At 67.7% G+C, this 12,744-nt stretch carries 12 protein-coding genes; 4 read left to right on the top strand and 8 right to left on the bottom strand.

Annotated elements, in window-relative coordinates:
* Nucleotides 1–212: 212 nt before the first annotated feature.
* From IPF36_RS12600 to IPF36_RS12590, 3 genes are all read left to right on the top strand, one after another.
* Complete coding sequence (locus tag IPF36_RS12600; RefSeq protein ID WP_135703443.1) at nt 213–602, top strand: OsmC family protein; 390 nt, start codon at nt 213–215, stop codon at nt 600–602.
* A gap of 394 nt (nt 603–996) precedes the next feature.
* Nucleotides 997–1,818, top strand: coding sequence for a hypothetical protein (locus IPF36_RS12595; protein ID WP_135703442.1), 822 nt, complete (start codon nt 997–999; stop codon nt 1,816–1,818).
* Nucleotides 1,819–2,044: 226 nt separating this feature from the next.
* Nucleotides 2,045–2,785 (top strand): DUF3047 domain-containing protein, encoded by a 741-nt coding sequence (locus IPF36_RS12590; protein WP_195428076.1) that lies wholly within the window; start codon nt 2,045–2,047, stop codon nt 2,783–2,785.
* On the opposite strand, the gene IPF36_RS12585 is transcribed toward IPF36_RS12590, so the two are convergent.
* The 8 genes from IPF36_RS12585 to IPF36_RS12550 form a co-directional block, all read right to left on the bottom strand.
* Nucleotides 2,782–3,543 (bottom strand): lipoate--protein ligase family protein, encoded by a 762-nt coding sequence (locus tag IPF36_RS12585; protein ID WP_133097052.1) that lies wholly within the window; start codon nt 3,541–3,543, stop codon nt 2,782–2,784. The genes IPF36_RS12590 and IPF36_RS12585 overlap by 4 nt on opposite strands.
* A 53-nt stretch (nt 3,544–3,596) precedes the next feature.
* On the bottom strand, nt 3,597–3,938 hold the full coding sequence (locus tag IPF36_RS12580) for a carboxymuconolactone decarboxylase family protein (RefSeq protein ID WP_133097053.1): 342 nt from the start codon (nt 3,936–3,938) through the stop codon (nt 3,597–3,599).
* Between the two features lie 75 nt (nt 3,939–4,013).
* Nucleotides 4,014–5,129: an acetoin dehydrogenase dihydrolipoyllysine-residue acetyltransferase subunit gene (locus IPF36_RS12575; protein WP_135703441.1), complete on the bottom strand. Its 1,116-nt coding sequence runs from the start codon at nt 5,127–5,129 to the stop codon at nt 4,014–4,016.
* Entirely contained in the window at nt 5,129–6,145 is a 1,017-nt protein-coding gene (locus tag IPF36_RS12570; RefSeq protein ID WP_195428069.1) for an alpha-ketoacid dehydrogenase subunit beta, read from the bottom strand. Before IPF36_RS12570 ends, IPF36_RS12575 begins: the two co-directional genes overlap by 1 nt.
* Nucleotides 6,146–6,192: 47 nt before the next feature.
* On the bottom strand, nt 6,193–7,194 hold the full coding sequence (locus tag IPF36_RS12565) for a thiamine pyrophosphate-dependent dehydrogenase E1 component subunit alpha (RefSeq protein ID WP_133097056.1): 1,002 nt from the start codon (nt 7,192–7,194) through the stop codon (nt 6,193–6,195).
* Between the two features lie 33 nt (nt 7,195–7,227).
* Entirely contained in the window at nt 7,228–8,301 is a 1,074-nt protein-coding gene (locus IPF36_RS12560) for an ATP-NAD kinase family protein (protein WP_135703439.1), read from the bottom strand.
* A 206-nt stretch (nt 8,302–8,507) separates the two neighbouring features.
* Nucleotides 8,508–10,499 (bottom strand): sigma-54-dependent Fis family transcriptional regulator, encoded by a 1,992-nt coding sequence (locus tag IPF36_RS12555; protein ID WP_195428068.1) that lies wholly within the window; start codon nt 10,497–10,499, stop codon nt 8,508–8,510.
* A 223-nt stretch (nt 10,500–10,722) separates the two neighbouring features.
* Nucleotides 10,723–11,763 (bottom strand): LLM class flavin-dependent oxidoreductase, encoded by a 1,041-nt coding sequence (locus tag IPF36_RS12550; RefSeq protein ID WP_135703438.1) that lies wholly within the window; start codon nt 11,761–11,763, stop codon nt 10,723–10,725.
* Nucleotides 11,764–11,982: 219 nt separating this feature from the next.
* Here IPF36_RS12550 and IPF36_RS12545 point away from each other — a divergent pair, with 219 nt between their 5' ends.
* Nucleotides 11,983–12,738: an IclR family transcriptional regulator gene (locus IPF36_RS12545; protein WP_135703437.1), complete on the top strand. Its 756-nt coding sequence runs from the start codon at nt 11,983–11,985 to the stop codon at nt 12,736–12,738.
* Nucleotides 12,739–12,744: the final 6 nt, after the last annotated feature.

Here is a 12,744-nt window from a genome sequence, read left to right as displayed (position 1 = left end):
AACCCTTGCTGCGTCTGCCTTGCAGCGCCGCGTTGTGTTGCGAGGGGGCGAATATTAAGTGAGCGTGCCAGGGTTGGCAAGCACTTTTTCGGAAAACTCCGAAACCGCAGCAAAAGTGCAGCTGCCACCGCTTTGAACAGCCTGCAACGCCCTGTATAGAATGACTGCTCCGGCCCGCCGGGCCGCCTTCTCTTATTAGATGGGGACGATCGATGACTATCCAAGCGACCTGGCAGCCGAGCCAGGGCAACACCATCTGCCACCTGAGCAACGGTACCGCCAAATGGCAGGCCGACCTGGATGCCTCGGCGGGCGGCGATACCAGCTACCCCAGCCCCCACGACTTGCTCGACTCCGCGCTGGCCGCTTGCACTACCCTGACGCTGCAGCTCTATGCCAAGCGCAAGGGCTACGCCATCGCCAGGATCGACGTGTCGATCGTCCATGAAGAATCCAACGGCACCTATTCGCTGAAGCGCGAGGTCAAGGTCAGTGGTGAACTGACGCCCCAGATCCTGGATGACCTCCTGCGGGTCGCCAACCGTTGCCCGGTACACAAGACGCTGTCCGGACAGATCGCTATCGAGACATCGATCGGCTGAGAACCGGCTCCCGTTGCCGCAGAAAATGATAATCGTTATCATTTGCGACCTCGGGTTCTGACACGACCTGAGTCAGCAAATGGGTTACCGGACACGCTTCGTGTCCGGTTTTTTCTTCCCGCTCGTACCCTCAATCCAGAGCCGTTGACGCGCTCGCATGCATCGGAATGTCATCGTCCTGACGCCGGCCCCGGGCTACTGTGCGGCTAATGCCGCTACGCCCACCCGATCGGGGGACGCCGCCGGCAGTATGTTGGCTGTCCAACGAAGGTTGCGTCGTATTCAGGCTAATCCGGCACCGCGCACTTTGTCTGCGATGCAGCGCCGGCTTACCATGATCGAAAAGCAGAACAAGAAAAAAGCGCATCCAGAAGCGTCGCGAGCGGGGGAGTCCTTGACCAACTTTATTGAAGCGTATTGCTCTCAGGTACGGCTTGGGGGCGCCACCGGCGTCATCGCCAGACCCGTCCTGGTTGGGCAAGACGGTACGTACGCCATGCACTACGTGCCGTGCGAATACCTGAACACGCAGGCGCAGCTGGTGCTCGTCAGCACCACCCCGGGCCATGCCCATGTGCGGCTGGCAGCGTCCGTGACCGAGGAGCTGCTGCGCAGCCATGCGCCGGGCCGCGTGATCCAGCGCGAGAACAAGCGTCGGGTGGAACTGGGCGGCAAGCTGATTCGGCCAAACCTGATCCGCATGCTCGACCACTTCCGCGTACCCGAGCTGGTCCGCCTGCCACATGCCGCGGCGCTGTGGAACGAAGGCTTCGAGCGGCTGCAGCCGCTGGCCTTGCTGCCGCATGCCACTACCCGGCGCGGGCTCGCCTTCGACGGCCCCTTCGAAGATCTGATGGCGGCGCCCATGCTTCGCGAAGTCTTCGAAAACCAGTTTCTCGGCACCGTCCGGCAGATACGCACCGACGCTTTCTATATCGCGCTGGGCCGCACCGCCTGGGCCGGGCTCCGGCATGCCGTCAGCCGGCGGCTGATTGCGCGCGACCAGTTGCTGGGCATGATGCCGGTACCCGCACGAGCCGGCAGCATGGTGCGCTATTTCCTGCGCGAGCTGTCCGTCAGCGACCTGTCGCCGAAGGATCCCGTGCGCCATCGCGTGGGATGGCTTGACACCGCCCATGCCGAACTGGAAGCCAATGTCCGCAGGATCAAGGCAGCGGCAGAACCGGATCCGCATGGCTCCTGCCTTATCGCCTGAACGATTGCCCGCCTCGCAAACTGTGATGCATACGCCCCACCGAAGTGGGGTCTTGCGACGCCGTCTGGCGTCGATAACGCTTCTTGAGGAAACTGACCTCCTCGCATTCCCGATTGGCGGCCCCACGTGGGCCGCAATTTTTTTGTGCGGCCGGTGCGTGATGCGCATGGTGATGGGCACGAGCCTTGCGTCACGCCCCGTGGCCATATTCCCTCCCGGATCGACCATGAGTGCCACGCCTGCCCTGCGCCTCGCCTTGTGTGCCGCGCTGCTGCTGCCGCAGCTTGCCGTTCAGGCCGCGGACGAACAGCCCGGACTATCGGTGTCCGCGCTCAAGCCGGGAGCAGCGCTGCCAGATGGCTGGAAGAATTTACCGGTGGCCAACGGCAAGGCGCAAACCAGCTATCAGCTGGTGGCCGACGGCCGCGCCACGGTGCTGCAGGCCGACGCCGAACACTCAGCCTCGGCGCTGCTGCACGCGGGCGATGTGAATCTCTCACGCACGCCCGTGGTGGCGTGGCGCTGGAAGGCGCAAGGCCCGATTCCCGGTGCGGACAATAGCGACGGCGCCCATGAGGATGCGCCGGCCCGGCTGGTGTTCTTCTTCGAGGGCGACACGAGCAAGCTCTCGCTAGGTGACCGCGCGGCGATGCAGATCGCCAAGAGTCTCGCCGGTGAAGAACTGCCCTATGCCACGTTGATGTATGTGTGGTCCGACAGTGCCGAGCCGGGCAGCGTCATCCCCAACCCGCATACCGGCCGCGTGCAGATGATCGTCGTCTCTGGCGCGCAAGGCGATGCCGGTAAATGGCAAAGCCTGCGCCGTAACGTCGTGCAGGACTACGAACGGGTGTTCCATGAGCAACCGGGCCCGCTCAAGGCGTACGGCATCATCACCGATACCGACAACACCCACAGTGCCGCCCGCGCCTGGTATGGCGACATCCGCTTCCTGCCTGCCAACTAGGCCGGCGGGGGCGTCTGCGCGGCACTGTGCCTCAGTACCTGCGATACCTGCGCCATCAGTTCGGCCCCGTCGGCGGCGGCGCGCCCCTGCGCCTGCAGCGCCTCGCGCACGCTGACCACCTTGCGCGGATCATAGTGGCGCCCGCTGTCGATCGCTGCCTCGAAGGCATTGGCGCGCGCGTTGATCTGCGCCGGGTCGGCACTTACCAGCAGCACCGCATGCGCCAGGACCAGGTGCCGTTGCCCATCCGGCGACTGCATGGCCGCCGGCGCGCGCCGCCAGTACTGCGCGGTGCCGGCGATCTTGCGGGCCGCCTCCGGCGGTCCCCACGCGAGATTGAAGCGGCCGTCGCAGAACGAGCCGGCCACCGCCTGCCAATGGGTCGGCACGCACAGCGCCAGCAGCCCCTTGCCGATGACATCGCACAGGTGCAGGTAGACCCCATCGCTGAGCGCACCCGGCGGCTGGCCGACGCTATAGGCCAGGCTCAGGTTGAGGATGCCCGGGCCTTGCGGCACCAGTCCCCCGCCCGACATGCGCAGGAACACCGGACAGCCTTGCCGGGCGAACTCGGCGCGCGCCGCCTCGAAGCCGGCATGCCGCTGATAGGTACGCGGCACCACCAGCGACAGTGGCGCTTCCCACAGTTGCGCGACCTGCCGGCCCTGCGCGGCGAACTCGAGCAAGGCCAGTTCGTCCTGCAGCGGATCCGCATGCGGCTGGCCGGCAGGCGCGGGCTCGACGAACTCAAAAGGCATGGCGCGGCAGCGGTCTTGGCCGGTCGGGTAACGATAGGCCGAGTCTAGCAAGGCTAACCGTTGAGCGCATCGAAATAGGCCAGCGCCTTCGACGCATACATCGCGCCCGGGCCGCCGCCCATCTCGATATTGAGCGCCAGTACTTCGGCCAGTTGATCGCGCGTGGCGCCGTGGCGCAACGCCTGTGCCGTGTGGAACAGCACGCAGTCGTCGCAGCCCTTCTGCACAGCCAGCGCGACCGCGACCAGTTCCTTGACCGCGGCCGGCAGGCTGCCTTCCTGCGTGGCGGCCTTCATCAGGCCCTGGAATGCGCTCATGGCCGCGGGCTGGGCCTGCGCGAGCGCGGCGAACTGCTTGTTAATCTGGGCGAGGCGGGTCTTCAGTTCAGTGCTCATAAAAGCTGTCGTCCTGATTCGGTGGATGGAGGACAAAGGCGGGCGGCAGCGCACGCCGCCGCCCGCGCCGCGGCATCAGCCGCCGAGGTGCTGCCTGAGCAGCGCGTTGAAGTCGTTGGCCTTCTCCATCTGGCTCATATGGCCGGCGTCGGCAAAGACCTTGACGGTAGCGCCGGGCGGCGCCGCCTCGGCATGTTCCGCCGGGATGATGCGGTCCTGGCCGCCCCACACCACCAGCACGCGCTTGCCGCTGCCGGCCAGCCGCTGGCCGGGCTGCTCCTTCTGCCTGCCGCCGGCGAACAGGTCCTGGCCCAGGGACGTCAGCGCTTCGGTCACGCCATCCAGCCGCTTGTAGCGCAGCAGGTCGTCGAGCATCTGCCGGCTGACCAGCCCGGCATCCGCGAACAGCAGTTCGATCACCGGCTTCAGCTCTCGCCGCGACTGCGCATTGACGAAGCCCTCGGTATAGCCGCTGTTGACCGCTTCGCCAAAGCCCACCGGCGACACCAGTGCCATCGACAACACCCGCTGCGGCGAGTCCACGGCGAGCTGCGCCGCCACGCCGCCGCCCATCGAATGGCCGACCAGGTGCGCCGCGTCGATCCCGGTCTCGTCCATGAAGCGCGCTACAAAGCCGGCCATCTGCGCCAGCGTCGTGCCCGCGAGCCGCGGCGACGACTGTCCATGGCCGGGAAGGTCCAGTGCCACGACCGTGTACGCGTCGGCAAGGGGATCGAGGTTGAACAGCCAGTTGTCCAGGTCACCGCCAAAGCCGTGGATGAAGAGCACGGTCTCGGCGCCGCTGCCCTTGCGGGCGTAGCGGACGCGGACGCCGTCCACGTCGGCGAACTGGTACGCGGCGGCAGCGTCTTCCTCGTCGCCGTCGTCCGCGGGCGCTTCATAAGCCGATACATACGCGTCGATATCCGCATCGCTCACCTCCGCCGGGGCCAGCACGCCAAGCAGCGCCTTGACCGGCAGCACGTCGCCGGCCTGCGCCACCTTGCGGCGCAGCGTGCCGGCGTCCGGCGCCTCCACCGCATTGGCGATCTTGTCGGTTTCCACATCGAGGATCGGCATGCCCACGCTGATCTCGGCGCCCTCGTCGACCAGCCAGGCATTGACCGTGCCTTCCTTCATCGACAGGCCCCACTTGGGCATCACGATCGGGGTAATTGCTGCGCTTGCCATCACTGCTTGCCTCCCTTCACCGTCTTGCGCGCGGCAGCAGCGATCTGCGCGGCGCCGGGGATATACAGGTCTTCCAGCGTCGGCGAGAACGGCACCGGCGTATGCGGCGGGCACACCATCTCGATGCCGGCCTTGAGCGCGCCGAAGGCCTGCTGCGCGACCTGCGCGGAGATATCGGTGGCGATATTGCAGCGCGGGCTGGCTTCATCCACCACCACCAGGCGGCCGGTGTTCTCGGCCGATTCCAGCACCGTGTCCATGTCCAGCGGCGACAGCGTGCGCAGGTCGATCACTTCCGCTTCGATGCCTTCCTTCGCCAGCGTGGCCGCCGCCTCCAGCGCGCGGTGCACCATCAGCCCGTAGGTGACGATCGACACGTCCTTGCCGTCGCGCACGATATTGGCCTCGCCAAACGGGATCGCGTACGCGCCCTCCGGCACCTCGCCTTCCAGCCCGTACAGGTTCTTGTGCTCGCAGAAGATCACCGGGTCGTTGTCGCGGATCGCCTGGATCAGCAGGCCCTTGGTGTCATACGGCGTTGACGGGCATACCACCTTGAGCCCGGGGATATGCGTGAACAGTGGCGTCAGCATCTGGCTGTGCTGCGCGGCGGCACGAAAGCCCGCGCCGACCATGGCGCGGATCACCACCGGGGTTTCGGCCTTGCCACCGAACATGTAGCGGAACTTGGCCGCCTGGTTGAAGATCTGGTCGAAGCACACGCCCATGAAGTCGATGAACATCAGCTCGGCGATCGGGCGCATGCCACAGGCCGCGGCGCCGATGGCCGCGCCCACATAGGCCGACTCCGACAACGGCGTATCCAGCAGCCGGTCGCCATGCTTGGCATAGAGTCCCTTGGTCACGCCCAGCACGCCGCCCCAGGCGTCCTTCTCGCCATCCGCGCCGGCGCCGCCGACGATGTCTTCGCCCAGCATGATGACGCTGGGGTCGCGGGTCATTTCCTGGTCGATCGCCTCGTTGATCGCCAGCTTGATGCTCAGTTTGCGAGCCATGTTTGTCTCCTGATAGTTCGGTTAGCCGTCTGGTTGGCGAGAGGCGATCAGTAGCTGACGTAGACGTCGGTGAGCAGGTCTTCCGGGCCGGGCAGCGGCGCGGCCTTGGCTTCCTGCACGGCGTGCTCGATCAGCGCGGCGACTTCGCGGTCGATGGTGTCGAGTTCCTCGCGCGCGACCACGCCGGCCTGCGTCACGGTGCGGGCGAACAGCTTCAGGCAGTCCTTGTTGGCGCGGATATCGTCGAGTTCGCCGGCGGCGCGATAGGTCTGCGCATCGCCCTCGAAATGGCCGTAGAAGCGCACCATCTTGCATTCGAGCAGCGACGGGCCGCCGCCTTCGCGCGCGCGGCGGATCACTTCGCCCGCGGCCTCGTGCACGGCGAAGAAGTCGGTGCCGTCGACAGTCACGCCGGGGATGCCGAAGCCGGCGGCGCGGTCGACGTAGCTGTCCACCGCGGTGCCATAGTCACGCGAGGTCGACTCGGCATAGCCGTTGTTCTCGATCACGAAGATCACCGGCAGGTTCCACACCGCGGCCAGGTTCAGGCTTTCCAGGAAGGTGCCCTGGTTGGAAGCGCCGTCGCCGCAGAAGGTGATGCCGACCTCGCCCTTGCCGCGGAACTTGGCCGCCAGCGCGGCGCCGCAGACCAGCGGCGCACCCGCGCCCAGGATGCCGTTGGCGCCCATCATGCCCTTGGACAGGTCGGCGATATGCATCGAGCCGCCCTTGCCGTTGCATGAACCGCCCTTCTTGCCATAGATCTCCATCATCATCGCCACCGGATCCACACCCTTGGCAATGCAGTGGCCGTGGCCGCGGTGCGTGCTGGCAATGCGGTCGCCATCGTGCAGGTGGTGCAGGATGCCGACGCCCGCGGCCTCCTCGCCTGCGTACAGGTGGACGAAGCCCGGGATGTCGCCACGCGCGAAGTCCACGTGCAGGCGTTCCTCGAAATCGCGGATGGTGCGCATCTTCCGGTACACCGTCAGCAGGGTCTCCTTGTCGAGCGGCAGCAAGGCGGAAGCTTGTGAAGCTCTGGCTGTCATGTCTGTCTCCTTCGTTCTATCAAGGTTTGCACTTCAGGAAAGGCAGGAAAGCAACGGGTTGCTGCTGCGCATCAGCCGATGCTGCGCGGCATAGCGCATGCAGCCCGCCACGTCGATGCTGCGAAAAGCGTGTTCATGCAGGGTCACGGTGACTTCGTCGTCAGGGCCGAAGGCCAGCTCGCGTTCGCCGTCGAGCGCGACAATGCCGCTGCGCTGGCGCACGCGGTGCGGGCGGCCGTGTTCGAGACGCTGCCAGCCGGCGACCGGCACCGTGCACAACAGTCCCGGCGCGATCGGCGCGCGCAGGTCGAATTCGCCCTCGCCCGGCGCGGCCAGCTCGATCGCCAGGCCGCCGGGCTCGCGCCGGCCCAGCGGTTCGAGCAGTCCGGCAATGGCCGACAGGCCGATGGCCTGCGGATCGGCGAACGACACATAGACCGCTGCGAGCGTGTCGGTCTTCCACAAGGCGCGCGCGCCGATGAAGTGTTCGTGCGAGATCACCGCATCCACCAGCGCGATGTCGCGGCGAAAGCCGCCATCGCCGTCGCGGATGACGATGTCGAGCCGCTTGTTGGAGGCCAGCGCGTGCTTGTCGGAAACGCGCCCGGTGGCGTAGAGCCCGGTGGCGAGGCCGATGATGGTCGGCTCGCGCATCTCGGGGTAGGCGTTGTTGGTGCCGGTCGACAGGCCGGCGATGGGAACCCCGCCGCATTCGCGCACCACCGCGCGGTGGGTGCCGTCGCCGCCGAGCACGATGATGGCGGCCACGCCGGCATCGGCCATGCAGCGCGCGGCGTGCAGCGTGTCGTCGACGCGCGCGGTCACGGGCATGTCGAGGTATTCGACGGCAGGCAGGCCGGAGTCGGGTCCCTGCCGGCGCGCCAGGTGCCGCGCCAGCATGACGCGCAGTCCTTCGCGGTCCGGCATCATCAGCACGCGGCCCACGCCGCATGCCGCCAGCGCGGACAGCAGGCGCAGCACGATATTGACGCGATCGGCCAGTTGCAGGCTGTTGGCGTTGGCGATCACGCGGCGGATATCGCGCGCGGAAATCGGGTTGGCGATGATGCCGACCAGTGGCGTGCCGGCGCCGGCTGCGTGCCCCATTGCCTGTCTCCTGTTGTCGTTGTGGTGACAGGCAAATTGCAATGGCTGTGCCAGCGCGCGCAGGGCGAAAAATGCGCAAAAACCGAGGGATTACCCGCGACGAAAAGGCAAGGCGGGGCAGTGCGGTGTGACAGGTGTCACAGCACAGGTGTACAGCGGGTAGACAACCGTATCGCGCGACCGCTCAGTGGATGGGCTTGCCGCCTTCATCGTCGGCCCCCGTCGCGGCGGTTCGGCGACTGGATGCCGTAGCGCTCCATGCGACGGTACAGCGTCATGCGGCTGATGCCGATCTGGCGCGCGACCGCGCTCAGGTTCCAGCCGGAAGCGCGCAGGTACTGCATCAGCAGCATGCCTTCCGGCGGCAGCTGGTGCGGGTCGAATGGCGCGGCGGCGCTGTCGCCGGCAACCTGCACAGCTTGTGCCGGCGCAGCGGCGATGGCCGCGATGCCGAGGCCGTCGGGCAAGTCCTGCTCATCGATATAGCCGCCGGTGCAGACGGCGCGCGCGTATTCCAGCACGTTGCGCAGCTCGCGCAGGTTGCCCGGCCAGCGATGGCGATGCAGCCGCTCGCGTGCCGCCGGCGACAGCGTCACGGGTGCGGCGGCGCCTTCCTGCAGCAGCTTGGCCAGCAGCCAGTCGAGGTCGTGGCGTGCGCGCAGCGGCGGCAGTTCAAAACGGGCGCCGTTCAGGCGGTAAAAGAGGTCTTCGCGGAAGCGTCCTTCGGCGACCAGTTGCTCCAGGCCGTGGTGCGTCGCGGAAATGACGCGCAGCCGCACCGGCACGGGCCGCGCGGCGCCGACCGGCAGCACCTCGCCCTCGGCCAGCACGCGCAGCAGCCGCGACTGGAGCTCGCGCGGCATATCGCCGATCTCGTCCAGAAACAGCGTGCCGCCGTCGGCTTCCTGGATCAGCCCACGCTTGCCGCGCGGGCCGGCGCCGGAGAAGCTGTTGGGCAGGTGGCCGAACAGTTCGCTCTCGATCAGCGTTTCCGGGATCGCCGCGCAGTTCACCGCGATGAACGGGCCGCCGCGGCGCGCGCTGGCCTGGTGCAGGGCCTTGGCGAAGAATTCCTTGCCGCTGCCGGTCTCGCCGTGGATCAGCAGGTTGATCGGCGAATCGACCAGCCGCGCGGCGCGCTGCAATTGCTGCTGCAGCGCAGCGTCACCGCCGGTCAGCGCGGCCAGCGCCTCGGGCATAACCACCGGCGCTTCCTTCGCGGGAGCCTGCCAGCGCAGCGCGGGTGGCATCACGCTCAGGTATAGCAGCCCGCCGCTGCGGTTCAGCGCCACCAGCCGCTGCTCGCTGGGCCGGGAGTAGACATAGTTGCCCAGGTCTTCCAGCCGGGCGCCGAACAGCGTCTCGAACCGCTGGCCGAGCACGGTGGCGCCGGCCGCGCCGCCCAGCTCGCCCTCCAGCATCAGCCGGGCGCGGTGGTTGTGGCCGACGATGCGGCCGACCTCGTCCAGCGCCAGCAGGTATTCGGGATTGACGTCGACGAACTCCGGCGCCACGTTCAGCTTCAGGATCCAGTCGCGCCGGTGCGCGCGCAGGAAGTTGGCGTTCTCGATATGCGCGGCATAGATGCGTACCAGCTGCAACGCCAGCCCCTGGCTGTCCTTGGCGTGCGGCGAGGTCAGCGCGGAGATGTCGAGGATGGCGTGCAGGTTGCCGTGCGTGTCGAACAGCGGCGCGGCGGTGCAGGTCAGCGGGATATGGGTTGCATCGAAATGGTCGGCCTGGTGCACCGTCAGTGCCTGGCCGGTGACCAGCGCCGTTCCCACCGCGCAGGTGCCGGCGCCGCTCTCGCTCCATTCCGCGCCGAGGTAGAGGCCGGCGTGCCGCAGTGCGGCATCGGTGCGTGCATCGCCGATATAGTCGACCGTCACGCCCTGCGCATCGGTCAGCAGCACCACGTAGCCCAGCGCCGCCACCTGGCCGTACAGGCTCTGCAGGCCGTGGCGCGCGATGCGCGCGAAATCGTCGATGCGTTCCTGGTGTTCGCGCAGCCGCGGCTGCGGCAGGATGCGCGCTTCCTGCATGCGCGAGGGATCGAGCCCGTACTGGTGCACGCAGCGCCGCCATGAGTTCTGGATGATGGCGTCGTGCGCGATCCGGTCCGCCAGCACGGCGGGCGGGGCTAGGTATGTGGTGGCCTGGACCACCGTCTCGATGTGCTCGCGTTGCCGCAGGTCCATCGCTGTCTCCTGGTCGTCGCTGCCGTCGGCCCCGGGAGCCTGCTGAGGGGGGTGGATCGGGCGGACTGTGCGGGCGCGTGCCTGGGTGGCCACGCCTCTGTCTGGTCTCGGCCTTCTAATGTATCCGAGCGCGTCGGCGGGATGCAAACCAGAATGGCAGGCAGGAATCAGGAGACGTCGGCCAGCGCACGCCGCAAGTGCGGCGTGCGCCATACCGGATGGCTCAAAGTGCGGCGTTGGCCTTGAGGCTGCGCGCCGCGCCGGCGGCGATCTCGAAGGAGCGCAGGCGCGCCTGGTGGTCGTAGATCTGGCCGGTCAGCATTAGCTCGTCCGGCTGCAGGTCGTCGACAAAGCGCTGCATGCCGGCGCGCACCGAGTCCGGATCGCCCACCACCGAGCACGCCAGCGAGCGGCGGATATGGTCGGCCTCGCTCTCGGTCCACAGCGACTCGATGTCGTCCACCGGCGGGCGCAGTTGCCCCGGCGTGCCGCGCACCAGTGCCAGGAACTGCTGCTGCAGCGAGCTGAACAGGCGGCGCGCCTCATCGGCGCTGTCCGCGGCAAAGACGTTGAAGCCGAGCATCACGTACGGGCGATCCAGCGCTTCAGAGGGCCGGAAGGTGCGACGGTAGAGGTCGAGCGCCTGGCGCATGAAGCCCGGCGCGAAGTGCGAGGCAAACGCGAACGGCAGGCCCATGGCCGCGGCCAGCTGCGCGCTGAACAGGCTCGAGCCCAGCAGCCAGATCGGCACCTTCAGGCCGGCACCGGGAACGGCGCGCAGGCGCTGGCCAGGGCGCACGTCATCGAAATACGCCTGAAGCTCTTCCACGTCCTGCGGGAAGGTATCGGCGCTATCGCTGGTCAGATGGCGGCGCAACGCGCGCGCGGTGGCCTGGTCCGTGCCGGGCGCGCGGCCCAGTCCCAGGTCGATGCGGCCCGGGTACAGCGAGGCCAGCGTGCCGAACTGCTCGGCGATCACCAGCGGCGAATGGTTGGGCAGCATCACGCCACCGGAGCCCACGCGGATGGTCTGCGTGCCGTTGGCGACATAGCCGATCAGCACCGCGGTGGCGGCGCTGGCGATGCCGGGCATGTTGTGGTGCTCGGCCAGCCAGTAGCGGTGGTAGCCCAGTTGCTCGGCATGGCGCGCCAGGTCGAGCGAGTTGCGCATGGCCTGGCCGGCGTCGCTGCCCTGCGGGATGGGAGCCAGGTCGAGCACCGAGTAAGCGATGCCGTTGCCGGCGGGGAGAGAGTCGCGATTCATGTTGTGGTCTGGCGGGCGGCGTACGCCACACGTGCGCCGCCCGATGCTATGCGGATGGTTCGCTATGTTAGTGAGCCTGCGCGGAACGTGCTGGCGACGGATTTGCGGCCCTGCGGGCGGCGTGGGTATGTGGGTATCCGCCGGACCAGCGCCCGACGGCAAGGATTGAGCCTCGCGCCGCTTGCCCTTACCATTCAGCCCGATGCGAAGGAACGATCGATGACTCTCAAGACACTGGACGGCGCGCTGGCCCTGCTGACGCACTTCACCGTGCGCCAGCCCACCTGGGGCGTGCGCGAACTGGCCAAGCACAGCGGCGTGCATTACGCCGTGGTGCACCGCGTGCTGGCGACCTTTGCCGCCAACGGCTTCCTGGTACAGGACGCGGCGACCGGCAAGTATTCGCTGGGGCTGCGGCTGTTCGAGCTGGGACAGGTGGTGCGCAAGAGCTTCTCGCCGGACGAGATCGTGCGCCCGGTTCTGGAAAAGCTGGCAGCGCAAAGCGGCGAGACCGTATTCCTGTCGTGGCTCGACGGCCATGAAGGCCTGTGCGTGGGGCTGGTGCAGAGCCAGCACCAACTGCGTTTCTCGATCGAGCTGGGCGAGCGCTTTGCGCTGTACGCGGGGGCGCATGCCAAGGCGATGCTCGCCTTCCAGGAAGATGCCTTCCGCGACGAAGTCTACCGCCAGGGCATGGCGCGCGTGGGCCCTCACACCACGCTGGACCGCGAGCGCATCGAGCAGCAGCTTGCCGAGGTGCGCGAACGCGGCTGGGCCCATACGCGCGAGGAAGCCGCGGCCAGCGTGGCCGGGCTGGCACTGCCGCTGTGGTCGCGCGACCGCAGCGCGGTGGTGGGCTCGGTGGCGATTGCCGGGCCGCAGCAGCGCCTGGACGAGGCCGCCGTGCCGCGCCTGCTGGAGGCCTTGCGCGACGCCAGCGGCCGGCTGGAAGACGTGATCGGCTTCGTGCGCTGACGCCAA

Source organism: Cupriavidus sp. IK-TO18 (assembly GCF_015549295.1).
In the GTDB taxonomy this organism is placed as follows: domain Bacteria; phylum Pseudomonadota; class Gammaproteobacteria; order Burkholderiales; family Burkholderiaceae; genus Cupriavidus; species Cupriavidus oxalaticus_A.
Note: the sequence above shows the minus strand (reverse complement) of the source record. Positions and strands in the feature narration are given on the sequence as shown.

Coding starts and splice junctions, on each gene's coding strand:
- IPF36_RS12585 (WP_133097052.1), bottom strand. CDS start 3,543: ATGCCTTTTGAGTTCGTCGAGCCCGCGCCTGCCGGCCAGCCGCATGCG.
- IPF36_RS12560 (WP_135703439.1), bottom strand. CDS start 8,301: ATGGGGCACGCAGCCGGCGCCGGCACGCCACTGGTCGGCATCATCGCC.
- IPF36_RS12575 (WP_135703441.1), bottom strand. CDS start 5,129: ATGGCAAGCGCAGCAATTACCCCGATCGTGATGCCCAAGTGGGGCCTG.
- IPF36_RS12550 (WP_135703438.1), bottom strand. CDS start 11,763: ATGAATCGCGACTCTCTCCCCGCCGGCAACGGCATCGCTTACTCGGTG.
- IPF36_RS12590 (WP_195428076.1), top strand. CDS start 2,045: ATGAGTGCCACGCCTGCCCTGCGCCTCGCCTTGTGTGCCGCGCTGCTG.
- IPF36_RS12600 (WP_135703443.1), top strand. CDS start 213: ATGACTATCCAAGCGACCTGGCAGCCGAGCCAGGGCAACACCATCTGC.
- IPF36_RS12545 (WP_135703437.1), top strand. CDS start 11,983: ATGACTCTCAAGACACTGGACGGCGCGCTGGCCCTGCTGACGCACTTC.
- IPF36_RS12565 (WP_133097056.1), bottom strand. CDS start 7,194: ATGACAGCCAGAGCTTCACAAGCTTCCGCCTTGCTGCCGCTCGACAAG.
- IPF36_RS12555 (WP_195428068.1), bottom strand. CDS start 10,499: ATGGACCTGCGGCAACGCGAGCACATCGAGACGGTGGTCCAGGCCACC.
- IPF36_RS12570 (WP_195428069.1), bottom strand. CDS start 6,145: ATGGCTCGCAAACTGAGCATCAAGCTGGCGATCAACGAGGCGATCGAC.
- IPF36_RS12580 (WP_133097053.1), bottom strand. CDS start 3,938: ATGAGCACTGAACTGAAGACCCGCCTCGCCCAGATTAACAAGCAGTTC.